Source organism: Azovibrio restrictus DSM 23866, from assembly GCF_000429665.1.
Lineage (GTDB): Bacteria > Pseudomonadota > Gammaproteobacteria > Burkholderiales > Rhodocyclaceae > Azovibrio > Azovibrio restrictus.
Genome location: NZ_AUCH01000014.1, coordinates 43,607 through 61,496 on the forward strand (window position 1 = coordinate 43,607; position 17,890 = coordinate 61,496).

Annotated in this window: 16 protein-coding genes; all 16 read right to left on the bottom strand. The window is 70.9% G+C overall.

Annotated elements, in window-relative coordinates; genetic code table 11:
• Positions 1-8: 8 nt before the first annotated feature.
• Positions 9-2,186, bottom strand: a complete 2,178-nt coding sequence (locus G474_RS0112205) for a transglutaminase TgpA family protein (RefSeq protein ID WP_026687223.1) — start codon at positions 2,184-2,186, stop codon at positions 9-11.
• Complete coding sequence (locus G474_RS22130; RefSeq protein WP_051282257.1) at positions 2,186-2,605, bottom strand: type II secretion system protein GspG; 420 nt, start codon at positions 2,603-2,605, stop codon at positions 2,186-2,188. The genes G474_RS0112205 and G474_RS22130 overlap by 1 nt, the downstream gene beginning before the upstream one ends.
• A complete protein-coding gene (locus G474_RS0112215) occupies positions 2,602-4,173 on the bottom strand; it encodes a multiheme c-type cytochrome (RefSeq protein ID WP_026687224.1) in 1,572 nt (523 codons plus the stop codon). Before G474_RS0112215 ends, G474_RS22130 begins: the two co-directional genes overlap by 4 nt.
• Complete coding sequence (locus G474_RS0112220; RefSeq protein ID WP_026687225.1) at positions 4,170-4,694, bottom strand: hypothetical protein; 525 nt, start codon at positions 4,692-4,694, stop codon at positions 4,170-4,172. The genes G474_RS0112215 and G474_RS0112220 overlap by 4 nt, the downstream gene beginning before the upstream one ends.
• 145 nt (positions 4,695-4,839) lie before the next feature.
• Entirely contained in the window at positions 4,840-5,736 is an 897-nt protein-coding gene (locus G474_RS0112225; RefSeq protein ID WP_026687226.1) for a DUF58 domain-containing protein, read from the bottom strand.
• A 20-nt stretch (positions 5,737-5,756) separates the two neighbouring features.
• Positions 5,757-6,695 carry an AAA family ATPase gene (locus G474_RS0112230; RefSeq protein WP_051282258.1) on the bottom strand — a complete coding sequence of 313 codons (939 nt, stop codon included), beginning with the start codon at positions 6,693-6,695 and terminating at the stop codon, positions 5,757-5,759.
• Entirely contained in the window at positions 6,692-8,572 is a 1,881-nt protein-coding gene (locus G474_RS0112235) for a type II secretion system protein GspD (RefSeq protein WP_026687228.1), read from the bottom strand. The genes G474_RS0112230 and G474_RS0112235 overlap by 4 nt, the downstream gene beginning before the upstream one ends.
• Before the next feature lie 47 nt (positions 8,573-8,619).
• The gene (locus tag G474_RS0112240; protein ID WP_026687229.1) at positions 8,620-9,144 is read right to left on the bottom strand and encodes a hypothetical protein; all 525 of its coding nucleotides are present in this window, start codon (positions 9,142-9,144) and stop codon (positions 8,620-8,622) included.
• A gap of 6 nt (positions 9,145-9,150) precedes the next feature.
• Entirely contained in the window at positions 9,151-10,377 is a 1,227-nt protein-coding gene (locus G474_RS0112245) for a type II secretion system F family protein (protein WP_026687230.1), read from the bottom strand.
• Positions 10,374-11,987, bottom strand: a complete 1,614-nt coding sequence (locus tag G474_RS0112250) for a GspE/PulE family protein (RefSeq protein ID WP_026687231.1) — start codon at positions 11,985-11,987, stop codon at positions 10,374-10,376. Before G474_RS0112250 ends, G474_RS0112245 begins: the two co-directional genes overlap by 4 nt.
• Positions 11,984-13,096, bottom strand: coding sequence for a type IV pilus twitching motility protein PilT (locus G474_RS0112255; RefSeq protein ID WP_051282259.1), 1,113 nt, complete (start codon positions 13,094-13,096; stop codon positions 11,984-11,986). The genes G474_RS0112250 and G474_RS0112255 overlap by 4 nt, the downstream gene beginning before the upstream one ends.
• Complete coding sequence (locus G474_RS0112260) at positions 13,086-13,787, bottom strand: hypothetical protein (RefSeq protein ID WP_026687233.1); 702 nt, start codon at positions 13,785-13,787, stop codon at positions 13,086-13,088. The genes G474_RS0112255 and G474_RS0112260 overlap by 11 nt, the downstream gene beginning before the upstream one ends.
• Entirely contained in the window at positions 13,784-15,541 is a 1,758-nt protein-coding gene (locus G474_RS24435) for a hypothetical protein (RefSeq protein ID WP_026687234.1), read from the bottom strand. The genes G474_RS0112260 and G474_RS24435 overlap by 4 nt, the downstream gene beginning before the upstream one ends.
• Entirely contained in the window at positions 15,541-16,515 is a 975-nt protein-coding gene (locus G474_RS0112270; protein WP_026687235.1) for a prepilin-type N-terminal cleavage/methylation domain-containing protein, read from the bottom strand. Before G474_RS0112270 ends, G474_RS24435 begins: the two co-directional genes overlap by 1 nt.
• 4 nt (positions 16,516-16,519) lie before the next feature.
• A complete protein-coding gene (locus G474_RS22135) occupies positions 16,520-17,020 on the bottom strand; it encodes a hypothetical protein (protein ID WP_051282260.1) in 501 nt (166 codons plus the stop codon).
• A gap of 13 nt (positions 17,021-17,033) precedes the next feature.
• A complete protein-coding gene (locus tag G474_RS20640; RefSeq protein ID WP_043464263.1) occupies positions 17,034-17,879 on the bottom strand; it encodes a type IV pilin protein in 846 nt (281 codons plus the stop codon).
• Between the last annotated feature and the right edge of the window lie 11 nt (positions 17,880-17,890).

Genomic DNA, 17,890 nt, shown 5'->3' on the forward strand with positions numbered 1-17,890 from the left:
GGTTCCTTTCAGGTGTTTTGGCGGTCCGGGCCGGTATCGGCCATGACCAGGTTGTAGAGGCGGCGGGCGGCCGCCTGCAGGCGGACGGGGGCATCGTCGCAGCCGGGGGCGTAGCGCCAGTCCGTATAGGCGCTGGCCAGGTCGGCCAGGGGGGCGGCCCACAGGGGACGGGCCTGGCCCACCCGGAGGGCGTAGTGGCGGGGGCATTCCCCGGGCCGGGGTCCCAGTCCCCGGGAGGCCAGCAGGCGGCAGAGCCGTTCCCAATGGCGCCGGGGCGGGGGCAGGCGGCGTAGTTCCCGCCAGCGCCCCAGGCCCAGTCCGGCCGCCAGAACCAGGGCGCTGCCCAGGGCCGCCAGGAGCAGCAGCCAGACCCAGGCCAGGCCGCCTCCCTGGCCGCCCAGCAGGGCCTGCTGGGTTTCTCCGTCCAGGCGGAAGATCCAGCGGCCCATGAACCGGCCCAGGTCCGGCCACTGCCAGCCGGTTCCGGGCGCCGCCGCCGGGGCCATGGCCTGGACCTGGAACTGGCCGGCCTGGGGGCCGGGGCCCTGTTCCTGCCGGGCCGGGGCCGCCGGTTTGGGTGGCGCCGCCGGGGCGGGCTGGGGCGCGGCCCGGGGTTTGGCGGCGCTGCCGGCGAAGCGTTCCGGGGCGATCAGATCCACCGGGTCCACCCGCTGCCAGCCCCTGGTTTCGTCCCAGATTTCCACCCAGGCATGGGCATGGCTGCGTTTGACCACCACGTAATCGGTGAGGGCCATCAGCTTGCCGCCCCGGTAGCCGGTCACCAGCCGGGCCGGGATGCCGGCGGCCCGCATCAGATAGACGAAGGTGCCGGCGTAGAGGTCGGCGTTGCCTTCCCGGCTGTCGAACCAGAAGCGGTCCAGGGCATCGGGCCCGGCCTGGAAGTCAAAGCGGTCCCGGAGCTTGTAATCCCCCTGGCCCAGGGGCCCCAGGGCCAGGCGCAGCAGGCGGGTCCGGTCCGGGGCGGCGGCCAGTTCGCGGCCCAGGGCCCGCAGCCGGGGATTACCCTCGGGAGGCAGGGCCAGGGCCCGCTGCCGCACCGGCTCGGCGAGCTGGCCGCCTCCTTCCCAATCCAGGTAGGAGGACAGCTCGTAGCTCATCTCCGTCTCCACCGGCCGGTGCGACAGGACCTGCCAGTCCGGCCCCACGAAGGATTCCGTGGTCAGGCTGGCGGGCAGATCCAGGCCATAGAGCCAGAGGCGCTCGTGGGGAGTGAGGCGGATCTTGTAGCGGACCTCCTGGTTTTTCCGCCGCAGGGTGTCGGTGAATTCCTGGATGCGGCTCCAGCCCTGGCGCATGATGCTCCGCCCCTGGCTCTCGTAGGCCGGGTCCAGCCGCCACTCCTGCCCGTCGAAGTCGTAGTAGACCGGGCCGCGCCAGTAGAGCAGGCTGGTGGGGGGGACCCAGTGCTCGAACTCCGCCACCAGCACCGGCTGGCTTTCCCGCACCCCGGCCTGAGTCTGGCTCTGGCCCGGTTTCAGGCGGGTGGACACCCCCAGCCCCTGGCTGGACTTCTCCACCGAGAGAGACAGGGGCAGGCCGAAGCTCAGGCCGATGTCCCACAGGGGGCCGGGGATGCGGGGGAAGAACAGGAACAGTACCGCGGTCATGGGCAGGGCCAGGCCCAGCCGCCCCAGGTTGCGACGTAGCAGGGACCAGGCCGGCGGGAATGGGGCGGCCGATGCCGGCGCCCCGGCGCCGGGCGCCAGGCTGGCCAGATCCAGTACCACCAGGAACAGCAGGGCCTGGAGCAGCAGCAGGGCCAGCCCCGTGCCCTCGCCCCACTGGAGCAGGCCGATGGCCCCGGCCACCAGGGCTCCGGCAGCCACCCCCACATATTCCCCGGGGCGCCGGGCCTCGGCCCATTTGAGCGCCAGTACCAGGAGCAGGCCGAGGCGCAGGGTGGGACTCTCCAGCCAGCCCCACTGCCAGCCCGCCAGCGCCAGGCTGAGACCCAGGAGACCCAGGCGCAGGGCGGCGCTCCAGGGCCGGGGGGGCAGCCGCCGGCTGACCAGGGCCAGGACCAGGGCCCCCCAGGCCGGCAGGGCCAGGGCGGGCAGCTGGCTGCCCAGGGCCGGGAGCAGGAGCAGCAGGCACCAGCCGGCCAGGGAAAGCCTGGGTAAAGCCAGGTCCGGCAAAGACCGGCGCGGCAGTGGCAGCCCTGTCATCAGCGGCCTCCGTAGAGGTTCCAGACCACCACGTCATCCTGGCTTTCCACCCCGTCTGGCCCCAGGGAGAACAGCTCGTAGGTGTGGGCCTGGCCCGGGTAGCGGTACTGGTAGGGACGGCCCCAGGGGTCCAGGGGCAGCTGCTTCAGGCTGCCTTCCCGGACCAGGGTTTCCAGGCCCTGGGCCGTGTCCGGCAGTTGCGGACGTTCCGGGACCGGCAGCAGCAGGGCGCTGCGCAGGGCACGCAGGTCGTCCCGGGCCTGGCTGTAGGCCAGGTCCCGGGCGTCCGGCAAGCCCTGGGCCAGCCACAGGGCGGCGGCCAGGGTGGTCGCCAGGGGCAGGCCCAGGGCCAGGGTTTCCGCCAGGCTGGGCAGGCGGTGGCTGAGGTTGACGCTGTGCTTGAGGCGGTGGTCGTTCATGGTTGTTCCTTGACGGCCAGGCGCTGGCCCTGGGTGGCTACCGTGAGGCTGGCTTCTTGCAGCAGCACCGGGGGAATCACCGCATCCACCCGGCCCAGGCCCTGGCGTTCGATGTTTTCCAGGATGTCCTGGAGGGCTAGGCGGTACCACAGCCGTACCTTGATCTGATAGGGACCGCCCGGGGCCAGGGGCAGGTGGTAATCGACCCGGTCGGTGGCTCCGGCGGGAATGGGCTTGCGGGGGTAGTGCAGGCGTTCCGCATCGAAGAGGATATGGCGCCGCTCCGGTTCCCCGGCGGTGTTGGTGATCTCCTTGATCCAGATCGGGGCAGCCGGGTCCACCTGCCCGGTGCGGGCATCGAAGGCGCCCTGGTGGAACAGGGACTGGCCCTGCTGGTCCAGCACCTCCACCTCCAGCCACATGTGCCGCTGATCCAGGGGGCCGGTGGGCAGGGCATGGCCGGCACCGACGTTCTTCACCCCCACCTGGAGTTGCAGGCCGCCGGGTTCCGGGTGGGCTGCAAGTCCCAGTTCGGCGGCTTCCCGCAGCAGGGCCAGGATGGCCCCGTGGGTGCGGCCCAGCTCCTGGTTGAACTGCTGCCGGTCGAAGAGCCGGTTGATGCCCGGTGGCGAACCGCCGCGCAGGGCGTTGAGCAGGGGGGCGGGCAGAGAGGTGTCGGCGAGCAGGTAGTTGTTGCCGACGAAACGGTGGGAAACGCTCCTGGCCGGCCGCTCTCCCCGCTTCAGGGCGGCCACGAAGGCGGCCGGGTCCCGGGACATGTGGCAGTCCTGGCACTGGATGCCTTGCCTGGCCCAGGGGGAGCGGCGCCATTCGTCGTAGGTGTCCTGCAGGTTCATGGGCTCCTGGCCGTGGACGCTGGTGGGACGGATTTCCGTGTGGCAGGCGCCGCACAGGGCGCTGTCCTGCATCAGGGGCTGCTCCCGGGCGGCGCGCATGTCCCGGGCGTGGCGGGAGGGGGCGGCGGCCAGCAGGGCCGGGTGGCCGTAGCGGAACACCCCGTTGATGTCCAGCTCCAGGGCCCCGTTGCCCGCCAGGGGCTGGGCGTGATTGACCGTGTGGCAGACGATGCAGGAGGTGCCTTCCTCCAGGGCTTCGGTTTCCTGGACGCTGGTGACCGGGCTGACCAGGCCGGCCAGGGTGCCCAGGGGGTTGTGGCAGGCCTCGCACCAGCGCCCCTTTTCCAGGCCGTGGTGGCGGGCCGCCTGGGAGGCGGATTCGTTTTCCCGCACCGAGCTGTCGTAGATCAGGTCCTTGTCCGATATGGCGTGCAGGGAGGTGGCCCATTCCAGGGTTTCCTGCAGGTGGCATTCGCCGCAGCTGCGGGAATCGGGCACGGCCCGCCAGTTCAGCAGGCGGCCGTCGGGGGTGCTCAGCTCCCCCGGGTAAAAGGGATTGTCGGTGCCGAAGGGCAGACTGTAGTAGGGCATCTGCCGGGCCTGGTCCACCCCCAGGGCCGGACTGGGCGGCAGCAGCCAGGCCAGCAGCAGGAAGGCGCCCAGGGTCAGGCCCAGGAGCAGCAGAAAGCGCAGGGCGGGAATCCGGCTCATGTCCGCTCCTTCCAGGGAAAGTGCAGGAGCAGCAGGCCCAGGCAGGCCAGGGTTGCCCCCTGGTGCAGGTCCAGGAGCAGGTACTGGCTGCCGTAGGGCAGGGTGACCGGCCGGCCGGCCAGGTAGGCCACGGCGGGGAGGGCGATGAGGAGGCCGCTGCCCAGGGCCAGGAGCAGGCTCCAGAGCAGTCCATGGCCCAGGAGCCGATGGCGCGCCACCGGCTCCTGCAAGGCGGCCGGCAGCAGACGCCAGGGCTGCAGCAGCAGGCCCAGGGGTTCCCGGCCGTCCTGGAGGTGGATGACGACGAAGGGCAGGAAGAAGATGCCGGCCAGGACTCCGGCGCTCAGATGGGTGCACAGGGCCACCAGGATCAGGTGGTCATGGGGCGGGGAGAGCCAGAGCACCAGCCCGCTGGCGAGGCAGAGGGCGAGGCTGGCGATGCTGGCCTGGAGCAGGTGCCGGGCGGAGTCCCGGGTGCGCCAGACCAGGGTGGCGCTGGCAGGATTCGATGCTTGCAACATGTTGGTGTACCTCCCTGGATGGAGTCGGTTAAAGGACTTTCCGCCCGGCCGCAGGCGGGTCAGGAAAGAGGGCCTGGGGCGTGGCCGGCGCCGGGAGGGCCCCGCTTGCCGCTCCAGGGCCAGGTCAGGAACGGGTGGAAAGGCATCACGGCTGTTCCGCCCCGTAGCCGGCCAGGGCTTCCAGGCAGCGCTGGCGTTGCCGGGGCCCCCGGCCCGGCGGGCAGCTCCATGCCCCCAGGCGCAGGCCGTACTCCCGGCCCTGGTGTTCCGCTTCCAGCACCTGGCCGGCCAGGCGGGAAAGCCGGGCCTCCAGGTCGCCGCTGGTCCGGGCCAGGTCCAGCCACAGGGTCTGGCCGCCCCGGCCGCCGTCGAAGCTGTTGACCGCCAGTTCTTCACGGCGGCTGAACACCCGCCAGTTGATGCGCCGGGGTGAGTCCCCCGGGGCATAGGGGCGCAGGCCCTGGAAATCGTCGGCTTCCTGGTGCCGGTGGGCCGGGTTCGGGCTCTCCCCGGGCAGGGCAGCCCCGGCTTCGGGCTGGGGATAGGCCCAGACCTGGAGCGGCGGCAGGGGCAGCCGGGCCTGCCAGAACCCCAGGGGGTAGGTGGAGCAGAGCTGCAGCGCGTCAATTTGCCGGCGGCCCCGGGGCGGGCAGGGCAGGCTGAGGCCCAGGCGCCCTGTCTGGTGCTCCGGGCTGGCCGTCTCGTTCAGGTCCAGGGCGGGGCCCAGGAACAGGGGGCGGCCCAGCCTGCCTCGCCCCTGGGCCAGGCGCAGTTGCCGGTGGCTGCGGCCGCTGCCGGGTAGGGGATGGCCGCCCAGTTCCAGCCGGCTGCCGGCAAAGCCGGCCAGGCCCGGGGCCGGCTGCCAGCCCAGCCCGGCCAGATTGCGCCAGCAGGACCAGGCGCCCTGGAGCCACAGGGAGAGAAGCAGGAAGGCCAGGAAGAACACCAGGTTGTTGCCGTAGTTGATGGCCGTGGCCAGCAGGGCCAGAACCGCCAGCAGGCAGCAGGCCCCCGTCAGGGTGGGGCGCAGCCGGGGGCGCATGGGGCGGAATTCCCGGAGCATCAGGGCAGGGGCACGGCGGCCAGCAGTTCGGCGGCGGCCCGCTCCGCTTCCCGGGCATCCCCCAGGCCCAGCCGGTGCAGGGCCACGGCGGGGAAGACTGCCTGCACGTCGCCGGGCAGCACGTGGTCGCGGCCGTCCAGCAGGGCCCAGGCCCGGGCTGCCGCCAGCAGGGCCTGGCTGCCCCGGGGGGACAGGCCGTAGCGCAGGCCGGCCCCGTGCCGGGTGTGTTCGGCCAGGGCCCGGACGTAGGCCAGCAGGGGCTCGGCGGCGTGAATGTCCCGGGCCAGGCGCTGTAGGGCCAGGAGGCGGGTTTCGTCCAGAGCCGGCGCCAGGTTTTCCAGCAGTTCCCGCCGGTCCTCGCCGCGCAGGATTTCCAGTTCTGCCGCCGCATCCGGATAGCCCAGGGAGAGCCGCATCAGGAAGCGGTCCAGCTGGGCCTCGGGCAGGGGGTTGGTGGACATCTGGTCCACCGGGTTCTGGGTGGCGATGACGAAGAAGGGCCGGGGCAGGGGACGGCTGCAGCCGTCGCTGCTCACCTGCTTCTCCTCCATGGCTTCCAGCAGGGCCGACTGGGTCTTGGGTGAAGCCCGGTTGATCTCGTCGGCCAGCAGCACCTGGGTGAAGATGGGGCCCGGATGAAAAACGAAGCCCCCCTTGTCCCGGTCGAATACCGGCGCCCCGGTCAGGTCCCCGGGCAGCATGTCGCTGGTGAATTGCACCCGGTTGAAGCCCAGACCGGTGACCCGGGCCAGGGCGTGGGCCAGCACCGTCTTGCCCATGCCGGGCAGGTCTTCCAGGAGCAGATGGCCGCCGGCCACCAGGCAGGCCAGGGCGAGGCGGACGGCCTCCTCCTTGCCCAGGAGGATCTGCCCCACCCGCTGGCGGGCTGCGTTCAGGTCCGGGTGGGCAGGGAGGGGCGTGTTGGCGGGCTGGGTCATGGGATCTCCGTGGGTGAGGTGGGCGCGGGCGGGGAATGGCTAGTCGCAGGCGCCCGGTCTTGGGGCTTTTCGGCGGGCTGCTGGTCCTTGTCCTGCAGGTGCAGCTGGGCTTCCTTCTGGCGGGCCAGGGCGTCGCTTTCTTCCGGGGTTTCCAGGACCCGGGGGGTGATCAGCAGGACGATCTGGCTGCGGCTGTTTTCCTTGACGGTCTTCTTGAACAGGACGCCCAGGCCGGGGATGTCGCCCAGCAGCGGCACCTTGTCCACCCCGTCGCTGCGGGTCTGGCTGATCATGCCGCCGACCGCCACCGTGAGCCCGTCCCGGGCGTGGGCGGTGACCTGCAGGTTGGCGGTGTTCACCGTGTCGATGGGGAACTGGTACAGGGTGCCGTCGGGCAGGGCCAGGGGCAGCACGGTGGCGCCGGTATTGATCCGGGAGCTGTCCTGGTCGATGGTCAGGGTGACCGAGCGGTCGGCATTGATGCGGGGCAGGATGATCAGGGTCTGGCCCACGTTGCGCTGCTCCGTTTCCACGGTGATGGTGGTGTTGGTGGCGCCCGTGGTGCCCGTGGTGCTGTCCGCCGAGGCCCCGGTCACCAGCACCTGCTCGTCGCCGATGAACAGCCGCGCCGGCTGGTTGTTGGCGGCCACCACCATGGGCGAGGCCAGGACATTCACCTTGTTCTCGCTTTCCAGCAGCTGCAGGCGCAGGCGCAGGTTGTCGCTGACGTACTGCCAGACCATGGTGGGGTCGTCCAGGGCGGCGAAGTTGCCCAGGGTGGCGGCGTTGCGGGGATAGACGGTCTTGCCGCTGCTGTCGGTGATGGCCCCGGAGACGGTGCCGAAGCCCAGGCCCAGGGGGCCGGAAGAGGTCTTCTGGCCGCCCAGGCCGATGTCGAACACGGAGCGGAAGTCGTTGCCCAGCTGCACTTCGATGATCTTCATCTCCAGCAGCACCTGGCGGGGGGGGCGGTCCATTTCCCGGATCAGGGCTTCGATGTCCCGCACGGCGGTATCGTCGCCGCTCCGGAGCAGCAGCAGGTTGTGCTGCTTGTTGTAGGTGATGTGGATGGGCGGGCCGGTGCGCGAGGCGGCGCTGAGCAGGGCGGCGGCGCCCAGGCTGCCGCTGCCGTCGTCGTTCAGGGCGGCGCTCAGGCCGTCCTGGGAGAGGTTGCCCAGCTCCTTGCGCGGATCCGCCTGCTGCTGGGCCGTCGTACTGCCGCCGAAGCTGCGGCTGACGCTGCCTTCCGGGCTGATGCTGGTGTTGAGCCCCTGCAGGCCGCTGCCCTGGCTGTTCGGGTTGTTGCCACTATTGTTGCCGCCGGCACTGCTGCGGTTGCCGCCGCTGCCCGTGCGGTTGCTGGCAGAGCCGCCGCTGGTGCGGCTGGTGCCGCCCAGGCTCACCGGCGGCATTTCCTCCACCGGGTTGCTCAGCAGCACCCGGGTTCCGAACAAGGCCTTGACGGCATGGGCCACGGCCACCACGTTGTGATGCCGGAGCACGTAGCTGCGGGTGATGTCGTCCCGGGTGATGGCCACGTCGCGCTGGTACTCCTCGGCGCTCATCAGCAGGTAGGTGGCGGTCTGGGGGTCGAAGCGGTACCACACCCCGGCGGCCCGACACAGGTTCTTCACCATGCCTTCCACATTCACGTCGCGCAGATAGAGGGAGACCACCTGCTCCGAAACCTTGGCGGTGACCACGATGCTGGTCTTGCCGATCTGGGAAATGAGCCGGGCCGCCTCATCCAGGCGCACCTGGCTCAGGTAGATGTCCCCCGGCCCGGCCTGCTTCTTGAGCGGGGCAGCCAGGGCGGCGGGGGAATGCAGGAAGGTGAGCAGCAGGAAAGGCAGCAGCAGGGAAGAGAACAGTTTCATCCGCGAGGGTTTCCGGTGGGAAAGGACGGCAGGGCGCCGGCAGGGATTCATCGCACCAGCATCCGGAACTGGGGGGCCGCCGAGCCCCGGAGCAGGAGGCCGTCCCGTTCCACGTGCACCGTGTAGGGAATGCCATCGACCACCAGCTCGTCGCCGTCGCGCACGGTGACCACATCCTTGCCGGCCTCCAGTTGGGCGATGCCGCCTTCCGGACCCCGGGCCATGGCGCGGATGCGCAGGTGCCGGTTGATGGCACCGCCGGCCCCGCCCAGGGTGGAGCCGGGACGGTTGCGCAGGCTGCTTTCACGCAGCTGGGGCGAAACCTCGAAGGGGTCCCGCTCGCTGCCGGCCTGGGCCGAGGAAGCCGGCGTCGGGCTGGCGGCCGGGGCAGCTGGAGGCGGGCTGCCCTGGCTGCGGCGGTTCACCTCGTCGGCGTAGCGTTGCAGGGTTTCCAGGTCCTGCTGCATGGCCGGCGGGACCCGGGCCTGGGCCACGGCCAGGCCGGGCAGGGCTGCGAGCAGGGCCGGCAGGATCAGGAGGGCGGGGCGCCGGGGCAGGGAAGAAAGGAACATCGGTGCTCAGGCTCCGGTGGAGACGGCCAGCATGGCCTGGAAAAAGGCGTAATAGACGAAGCCCACGACCCCGCCGATCACCACCGTCAGGGCCGGCTCGATCATGGCGGCCAGGAGCTTCACTCGGGCATCCAGCTCTTTCTGGTAGTGCAGCCCCAGGGATTCCATGACCGTGTCCAGCTGGCCGCTCTTTTCCCCCACGGCGGCCATGTGCCGCACCAGCCGGGGCAGGGCCGGCTGGTCCAGGGCCGAGGCCAGGGTGCGGCCCACCAGCACCTGGTCGGCGGCCCGGGCGAAGGCCCGGGAGAAGCCGGCGTTGGCCACCACCTGGGTGCAGGTGCGCAGGGCTTCCAGCACGGTGAGGCGGCTTTTCACCAGCACCCCGAAGGTCCAGGTGGCCTGGGCCATGGCCGCCGAGGTGATGGCGCCCCCCAGGACCGGCAGGCGCACCACCAGCCGGTCGATCTGGAAACGGGCGGCGGGAATGCGGCGCAGCAGGGGCAGGCTGATGCCCAGGCCGATGACGCCCATGCCGATCAGCCAGCCCCATTGGCCGAGCCAGTCGGCGCTGTCGAGCATGGTCTGGGCGGCCCAGGGAATGGCCTTGCCCCGGCCCGTGAGGAAGGTGGCGAAGCGAGGCACCACCGAGAGCACCAGGAAGGAGATCACGCCGATGGCCGCGAGCAGGACGAAGCCCGGATAGACCAGGGCGGTGATCAGCTGGCGCCGCACCTCGCCGCGCCGTTCCAGGAGCATGGACAGGCGCTCGAACACCGCGTCCAGCTCCCCCGAGGCCTCGCCGGCTTCCAGGAGCTTCCCGGCCAGCCGGTTGAACAGCTCCTTCTCGCTGCTGCAGGCGGCGGACAGACTGCTGCCCCGCTGGATGGCGGCCGCGATGCGGCCCAGGGCATCCACCATGCGCCCCTTGCTGCTCAGGTGGGCACAGGCAGTCAGGGCTTCCAGCAGGGTGTGGCCGGCCCTGAGCATGAGCTGCATTTGGCGGTAGAACAGCACCAGGTCGCCGGTGCCGATGGAGCGCATGCGCGACAGCCAGTGGCCCAGGCGTCCGAGCTGCTCGCGCCAGTTGCCGCCCAGGCGGCCTTCGGCCAGGTGCAGCACCTTCAGGCCCTGGGCCTTGAGGATGCTGCGGGCTTCCGTTTCCCCGGCCGCCTCCAGCTGGCCGCGCAGTTCCTGGCCCTGGGCTCCGAGGCAGAGGTAGGCGTACTGGCTCATGCCCCCACCTCTTGCAGATAGACCCGGGCTTCTTCCAGGCTGGTCTGGCCGGCCAGGACCTTGGCCCGGGCATCGTCGGCCAGGCGCCAGTAGTCCCGGGCCCGGGCCGCCAGTTCCCGTTCCCCAGCTCCGGCGGCGATGGCGGCCGCCAGCTCCGCGTCCACCCACAGGGCTTCGTAGAGGCCGATCCGGCCCCGGTAACCCGAGCCCAGGCAGCGGGGACAGCCCGCCGGCTCCCAGAGCCGCAGCGGCGCATCCGCCGGTTGCTGGAGCAGCTGCCGGGCGGCGGCATCCGCTTCCACCTCCCGGCGGCAGTGGGGGCAGAGCTGGCGCACCAGGCGCTGGGCCAGGATGCCCCGCAGGGTGGCGCCGAGCAGGAAACGCTCGCAGCCGATGTCCTGGAGCCGGGTGATGGCCCCGGGGGCGCTGTTGGTGTGCAGGGTGGACAGCACCATGTGCCCGGTGGTGGCGGCCTTCAAGGCCACGTCGGCGGTGTCCAGGTCGCGGATCTCGCCGACCAGGACCACGTCCGGGTCGTGCCGCAGGAAGGAGCGCAGGGCGCTGGCAAAGCCCACCTTGGCATTGACCTGGACCTGGGAGATGCCGGGAATCACCTGTTCCACCGGGTCCTCGGCGGTGAGGATGTTGAGGCTGTCGGCGTCCAGTTCGCGCAGGGCGCAATAGAGCGTGGTGCTCTTGCCGCTGCCGGTGGGGCCGGTGACCAGCACGATGCCGTGGGGGTGGCCCAGGGCATCCCGCAGGCGTGCCGCCATGGCCGCCGGCAGCCCCAGGGCATCGAGCTTCTGGCGGTTGGGGTCGCTCTTCATCACCCGCAGGGTGAGCCGCTCGCCGAACTTGATGGGGATGGAGGCAACCCGCATTTCCACCGGCTCGCCCCCCTCGCGCACCGGGTAGGCCAGGCCCCCGTCCTGGGGCGCGCGGCTTTCGGCGATGTCCATGCCCGAGAGCACCTTGACCCGGGAAATCAGGGCATCCCCCAGGTCCCGGGCCAGGGGGGCGCCCAGGGCCTCCATGCGGCCATCCACCCGCAGGCGCACCTGCACCCCGTTCTTGATGGCTTCGATGTGAATGTCCGAGGCGCGCCGCAGGCCGGCTTCCCGGACGATGCGCTGGAACAGGCCCACCGGGTCCTCGCCGGCCCCTTCCTGGCTGGCTTCCCGGCCGCGCAGCCGGCGCAGCAGGGCGGCCAGTCCTTCCGGTTCGGCCAGGGCCAGAGGCAGGTTGCCCACCACCCGGCGGGCGGTTTCCACCCCCAGGGCGTCGTCCGGGTTGGCCACCACCAGGTGCAGGCGGCCTTCCGGATCGCTCAGGGGGGCCATGGGATGGCGCTTCAGCAGGGTGGCCGGCAGGCGGCCCAGGGCCCCTTCGTCCACCGGCCAGCTGCCGAGCCGGGCATAGGGCAGGCCGCGCACCTGGGCCAGGGCCAGGTAGAAGGCGGTCTGGGGCAGGGACAGCTCCCCGGCCAGGGCGTCCAGCAGGCTCTGGCGCTGGGCCCGGGCCAGGGGGCGCAGGCGCGCCACCTGGTCATTGTCGAACAGACCGGCCTGCAGGCCGGCCTGGATCAGGGTGGCTTCGGCCAGCTCGCTCATGGGCGGGCTCCCGGGAGCTGGCCGTGCTTCACCAGCCAGGCCAAGCCGTCGGGGTTGCGGGCCAGGGGCTGCACCGTGTCGGCGTCCACCTGGCGCTCCCGGACCAGCTGGGCGAAGGACTGGTCGTAGGTCTGCATGCCGAAGTCGGCCCCGGATTCCATGGCCGAGTAGATCTGGGCCGAGCGGCCGGAGACGATCAGGTTCATCACCGCCGGGGTGCCGCGCAGGATTTCCACCGCCGGTACCCGGCCCCGGCCGTCCAGGCGGGGCAGCAGCTGCTGGGCCACCACGGCCTTCATCACCAGGGACAGGCGCCGCCGGGCCAGTTCCTGCTCTTCCCCGGGGAAGGCGCCGATGAAGCGTTCGGCCGCCCCCACCGCGTCGGCGGTGTGCAGGGTGGAAAACACCAGGTGGCCAGTCTCGGCGGCGGTCAGGGCGGCGCGCATGGTTTCCGTATCGCGCAATTCGCCCACCAGGATCACGTCCGGGTCCTCCCGCAGGGCGGCGCGCACGGCCAGGGCGAAGTCCGGGGTGTCGGTGCCCAGCTCCCGGTGGCTGATGATGCTCTGCCGGGGCCGATGCACGAACTCCACCGGGTCCTCGATGGTGAGGATGTGGCGCCGGCAATGGGCATTGATCTCGTGGATCAGGGTGGCCAGGGTGGTGCTCTTGCCGCTGCCGGTGACCCCGGTGACCAGCACCAGGCCGCTGGGCAGGTAGGCCAGTTCCTTCAATACGGGCGGCAGGTGCAGTTCCCCCAGGCTGGCGAAGCGTTCCGGCAGGTGGCGGGCCACCAGGGCCAGCCGCCCCAGGGTGCGGAACAGGTTGAGGCGGAAGCGCTCCCCCGAGGCCGAGCTGTGGCCCAGGTCGGCGCTGCCGCTGCGGGCGAAATCCGCCTGCCGGGGCGGGTCCAGGAGCTGCGCGGCCACGGCCTCCAGCTGGGCATCCTCCCAGTTCGCCTCGTCGCAGCATTCCAGTTCCCCGTGGCGGCGCCAGTGGGGACGGCTGCCGGCGGCCAGGTGCAGGTCCGAGGCGCCTGCCGCGGGCATCGCGGCGAGCAGGGCCTGGAAACGACTCCAGTGCTGATTGATGCAGGTTTCAGACGGCAAGACGGATCTCCACTTCCAGCCATTGTTTGGGGGTGCTGCTGCCTTGCAGGGGATTGCCGTCCGGGTTGGGCTTGGCGCTTTGGACCTGGATCTGGCTCCACACCGGAGCGGCAATGTGGGTCAGGGACCCCAGACCATCGAGAAACTGCATCAGGCCCCGGTAGCTGGCCCGGGCCTTGAGCCGCAGCAGGGGGCGTTTGTAGGGATTGGCCTGGGCGGCTTCCTTGAGCAGCTCCACGGTGGGAGGGCGGTCCCGGTCCTCTTCCTCCCGGTAGATGTGCTCCAGAGCCACCACTTCCATGTCGCCGCTTTCCGCCAGGCGGGTCAGCTCCGACTTCAGGGCCTGGAGGGATTCCAGATCCTCCAGGGGGATGAAGCGGCCGTTCAGGCGCTGCTGTTCCGCTTCCAGCTGTCCCAGGGAATTGTGCACCCGCTCCAGCTCCTGTCTGGCCTGGCCCGGGTTGAGGCCCCCCAGGTCCAGCACCGCCGGGGGCTTGCCGTCGCTCTTGCCGCTCGTCTTCAGGCGCACGGCCATTTTTTCTTCCTGGTACTGGAGTTTCTGCAGCGCCTGGCGGCCGGGGTACCAGAGCAGCAGGCCGTAGAGCAGGGCCAGGGCGCCGCAGAGGCCACCGACCCAGAAATGGCGCTGCCGGGGAGGCAGGTTCTTCCAGCGGGAACTCAGGGGTTTCATGGCTGGTTTTTCTCCAGGGGATGGGTGCCTTCCAGGTCTTCTTCCACGGGCACCAGCCAGAAGGACACGCCGTAGCCGGGCTTGCCTTCCCGCCCGGGCCTGGCGCTGACGTCGGTGTTGGCCACCCCGTAGCCCTGGTCCTGGGAGACCAGTTCCTGGACCCGCAGGGCGAAGGCCTGGGCGGCGCCATAGTCGGGGGACCAGCCGGTTACCCGGATGCGGTTCATGTCGCTGGTGCCGACCTTGGCGTTGTGCACCGATTCCAGCACCACCTGGTCGCCGACGCCCCGGGCCAGGGTGCGCAGCAGCCGGGGCAGGTGGGCGCCCATGGCTTCGATGGTCTGCAGCCGCTCCACCTCCGTGAGCAGCCGGGCCAGTTGCTGCCGGCCCTGGTCCAGGTCCTTCTTGACCTGCTGCATTTCCTGGTTGAAGCGGATTGTGGTCTGGGCCAGTTCCAGATTTTTCTTCTCGGTGGCCTGGATCGTGGCGAAGTGGGTTTCCAGCTTGTGGATCTGCCAGCGCTGCCAGGCTTCCAGCCCGCCCAGGGCAGCCAGGGTCAGGCAGGGCAGCAGCAGGTGCCAGAAGCCGGGGCGCCGCACCAGGGGCTTGGCCGGCCGGCCTTCGCGGATCAGAGGCAGGGCGGGCTGGCGCTGCCGGAACTGGCCGGCCTGGTGCTGCAGCAGGGCCTGCCAGGTCTGGCCGTAGTCCCGCAACTGGGGGGCGTGGCCGTAACGGGTGCCGATCTGCTCCAGGATGTCCTGCAGGGTCGGTTCGTCCCGTTTTTCCAGGCAGACCAGTTCCAGGTCCTGGATGCCCATGGCCCGCCAGTCCTGGATCAGGCGCCCCAGCCAGTCGGCGGCCAGGGGGCGCTCCAGCCGGCCCTCGCTGCGGGCCGAGGCCACGTGTCCCCGGTGGCGCAGCACCGCCACCACGTCTTCCCCGTGGATTTCCAGGGCCATACGGCTTTCGCTTTCCCCCGGGGTTTCGCTGGCGGCCCAGGCCAGGGGGCTGGCAGCCACCAGGCGCAGGTTGCGCTGGCGGCAGGCTCGTTCCCATTGCTCCCAGGTGCTCAGGCCGGTGGCGCAGGCCAGCCAGACCGGGGTCTGCCCCTCAGCCGGAACGTGGCCGGCCCAGCCGCAGGCCAGGTCGCTTTCCAGCATTTGCAGGCTTTCCTGAACCTTCAGGGCGTCCTCCAGCTGGCTCTGGCTGATCATCTCCAGTTCCAGGGCCACCCGGCCGAAGCTGACGGGATTGCCGGATTGCTCCCGGCGTACCGCCAGTTCCAGCACCACCTGTTCCCGTTGCGCGGCGTCGATCAGGCCCCGGGCCTCCAGCACGGCGCCCAGACTCCAGAGGGCGCCGAATTCCGCCACCACCGGCTCCATCTCGCTGCGCACCAGCTCCCGCATCTGGGCCGCCGGGCGGGGGGATTCCGGGTCCACGGGCAGATCCACCAGGGCTGGCACCACCAGCCGGGACAGGAGCCAGCAGTGGCGGGGCGGGGCCACCCCCTCCTGAAGCAGGTGGGCCAACACCTCGTCCAGGGCATGGCCGAAATCGGTGATTCCCGAACAGACCGGGGGGGAGAGCTGCCATGCCTCGTCCCGGGCGCCTTGTTCCGCCACCACGCCGCTCAGGCCGCCCACGTCCCAGGCCAGGATCAGCAGGCGCTGCCGCAGCAGGGTCCGGAGGCTTGCGCCAGGGGTGCGCTTGCCGGGACTCGCGGCCGCTTTGAGACGGGACCAGAAGGGCATCAGCGGACCTCCAGGACGGCGGCGGGCCGGTCGGCACCGGGATGGAAGGCCACCTGGGCGACGCTCGGGGCGCTGCTGGAGTGGATGTCGCTGCCGTTGAGCAGGACCAGCAGGTGGCGGCCCATGGGCACCAGGTTTGCCGGGTTGCCCGTGCCACAGCTGGAAGTGGGGCCGAAGCTCAGGGTGCAGCTCTCCCCCGGGGCCAGGTCGCTGCTGCAGCTGTTGCCGCTGGTGGTGTAACGCAGCCACTGGGGGCCGGCGGCGCCGTTCTGGAACACCAGCAGGGCGGCCTTGAAGGAGGTAGTGGTAGTAATGGGCGAGCTGCGGCGATTCCTGAGCGTCACGTTCCAGCCATCCAGGCTTAGCTGCCAGTCGGCGGCGACGATGTCCATGCCCTGGTCTGCCTCGGCCGGACTGCTGCCCCCCGTCGTGTTGTCGGCCCCCAGGCTGGTGATGCTGAGGGACTGGCTGCCGGAGCTGTCCACTGCCCAACCGAAGTTCTCTCCGTCGTCGTTCAGGGACTGGTTGCCCCAGCCGTCCCGAAGCTGGCCGTTATGGGCCCGGCCGCGCAGGTAGCTGCCGGCATGGCCCTTGATCAAGGTGGCGTCGCTGCCCCAGCTGACCGAGGCCGGGGTGCCCGTCTGGATGCAGGTGCCGCCGCTGAAGCTGGTGCTGAACACCGGGGTGACGCTGTCCCGCTCCGCCAGGGCCGGGGGTCGGGTGGTGAGGGCCAGCAGGTTCTCGGGCAGCACCCCGTTATCCGCCACGTAGCCCGAGAGCCGGACTTCGCCGCCGTAGGCGGGTCCTTCCAGCCCCAGGATGCTGCGTCGCAGGAGCTCCAGGCGGTTGCGGGTGTCATCCAGACGCACCTGGGCCCGGTCCTCGGCGGCAAAGCTGAAGGCGGCCACGGCGGTGGCGGAGAGGATGGAGACCACCACCAGCAGTTCGATCAGGGTGAAGCCTCGGGCCTGCATGGACTCAGTTGCCGAAGGAGGTGATCACCAGGGCCGGCCCCTGGCGGTTGTTGTAGACGTGGTAGGCGTAGAAGGTGCGGCTGTCGCCCACCTTCAGTTCCTGGTTGATGCGGCCGGCGGCGCTTTCCTCCACGTAGGCGGCCAGGGGCTTGTCGCCGCCGTAATCGAGCACGACCCGCTGGCTCACCCTGGGCAGGGGGGAGATGCCCATCATGCCCATCACCTGCTGCAGGTATTCGGCCTTCTGGGGGCTGGGACCCTGGGCCAGCCTGGCCTGGAAGCGCACCCCCGTGGGGGCGAAGATGGCGCGGCGGCCGTCCGTCATGCGGGAGGCGGGCACCAGTTCCTGGAGCTGCACGCTCCGGTAGCTGTCCCGGGGGTCGCTTTTGCTGGAGGCGGCCGGGGCCGGTTCGGCACTCCAGGCCGGCAGGGGGGCGGCCAGGAGGCCGCAGGCCAGGGCCAGGATCGTCAGGGAGGAGGACAGGGGGCGCGGGTTCATGATCATGGAGGGGTAGGGTTCAAAGGCAGATCACCTGGTCATCCAGGCCGTCCGGGTCGGTGCCGTTGGGCAGGCAGGGGTCATCGGGGTGGGTGCCGCCGTAGCGGCCGTCGGGACCCCAGTAGATCACCCGGGGATGGTTGTTGCTGTCCAGACCCAGGGTCAGGAAGGGCCGGGCGTGGGTGAGGAACTCGTGCTGGCCGGCGTCGTAGCCGGCACTGCTGTCGGGTAGGCTACGCCAGCCCAGGTAGCAGCCGGGCAGGGCGCTGTCGCAGGACTGGTAGCCGTTGTCGGCCGGGGCAAAGCGGGGGCCGCTGGCGAAAGCGGGGATGTTGGCGGCCTTGGTGCCGGTGATCGGGGTGGTACTGCCCAGGTCCACCCAGTGGCGGTTCTGCAGGGGCAGATAGGGGCCGTTCCAGCCCCGGCGCTGTATCGGGTCCCAGTTTTCCAGGTGGCCCAGGGGATGATCGGGGCACAGGGCCGGACGCTGATAGAGCAGGGCCAGGTTGGCCGGGGAGAGGAACCAGGTGTCCCGTTCCCCATCATCGGCGGGCAGGGCCCAGCTGCGCTCGATGGCGCCCCCGGTGCCGCTGCAGGGTTCGGCGCTGGCCAGGGTGAAGGGACCTTCCCCGGGCCAGTAGCCGGTATCGGCCCTGAAACGTTTCAGGGCATCGGCCAGATGGAGCAGTTCCACCCGGGCCAGTTGATCTTCGGTACGCCGGTCCACGTCCCCGTACATGCCCCAGGCCAGCATGGAGACGGCAGCCAGGAGGCTGCAGACGACCAGCAGTTCGATCAGGGTGAAGCCGGAAAAGGCGCAGCAGGACCTGAGGCCCGGCCCGCCCGGGACATGGGTTGCGTACATGAGGTCAGTTC

Excerpts from the sequence above, each read along its gene's own strand:
- G474_RS0112205 (WP_026687223.1), bottom strand. The coding sequence starts at position 2,186 with ATGACAGGGCTGCCACTGCCGCGCCGGTCTTTGCCGGACCTGGCTTTA.
- G474_RS22130 (WP_051282257.1), bottom strand. The coding sequence starts at position 2,605 with ATGAACGACCACCGCCTCAAGCACAGCGTCAACCTCAGCCACCGCCTG.
- G474_RS0112215 (WP_026687224.1), bottom strand. The coding sequence starts at position 4,173 with ATGAGCCGGATTCCCGCCCTGCGCTTTCTGCTGCTCCTGGGCCTGACC.
- G474_RS0112220 (WP_026687225.1), bottom strand. The coding sequence starts at position 4,694 with ATGTTGCAAGCATCGAATCCTGCCAGCGCCACCCTGGTCTGGCGCACC.
- G474_RS0112225 (WP_026687226.1), bottom strand. The coding sequence starts at position 5,736 with ATGCGCCCCCGGCTGCGCCCCACCCTGACGGGGGCCTGCTGCCTGCTG.
- G474_RS0112230 (WP_051282258.1), bottom strand. The coding sequence starts at position 6,695 with ATGACCCAGCCCGCCAACACGCCCCTCCCTGCCCACCCGGACCTGAAC.
- G474_RS0112235 (WP_026687228.1), bottom strand. The coding sequence starts at position 8,572 with ATGAAACTGTTCTCTTCCCTGCTGCTGCCTTTCCTGCTGCTCACCTTC.
- G474_RS0112240 (WP_026687229.1), bottom strand. The coding sequence starts at position 9,144 with ATGTTCCTTTCTTCCCTGCCCCGGCGCCCCGCCCTCCTGATCCTGCCG.
- G474_RS0112245 (WP_026687230.1), bottom strand. The coding sequence starts at position 10,377 with ATGAGCCAGTACGCCTACCTCTGCCTCGGAGCCCAGGGCCAGGAACTG.
- G474_RS0112250 (WP_026687231.1), bottom strand. The coding sequence starts at position 11,987 with ATGAGCGAGCTGGCCGAAGCCACCCTGATCCAGGCCGGCCTGCAGGCC.
- G474_RS0112260 (WP_026687233.1), bottom strand. The coding sequence starts at position 13,787 with ATGAAACCCCTGAGTTCCCGCTGGAAGAACCTGCCTCCCCGGCAGCGC.
- G474_RS24435 (WP_026687234.1), bottom strand. The coding sequence starts at position 15,541 with ATGCCCTTCTGGTCCCGTCTCAAAGCGGCCGCGAGTCCCGGCAAGCGC.
- G474_RS0112270 (WP_026687235.1), bottom strand. The coding sequence starts at position 16,515 with ATGCAGGCCCGAGGCTTCACCCTGATCGAACTGCTGGTGGTGGTCTCC.
- G474_RS22135 (WP_051282260.1), bottom strand. The coding sequence starts at position 17,020 with ATGATCATGAACCCGCGCCCCCTGTCCTCCTCCCTGACGATCCTGGCC.
- G474_RS20640 (WP_043464263.1), bottom strand. The coding sequence starts at position 17,879 with ATGTACGCAACCCATGTCCCGGGCGGGCCGGGCCTCAGGTCCTGCTGC.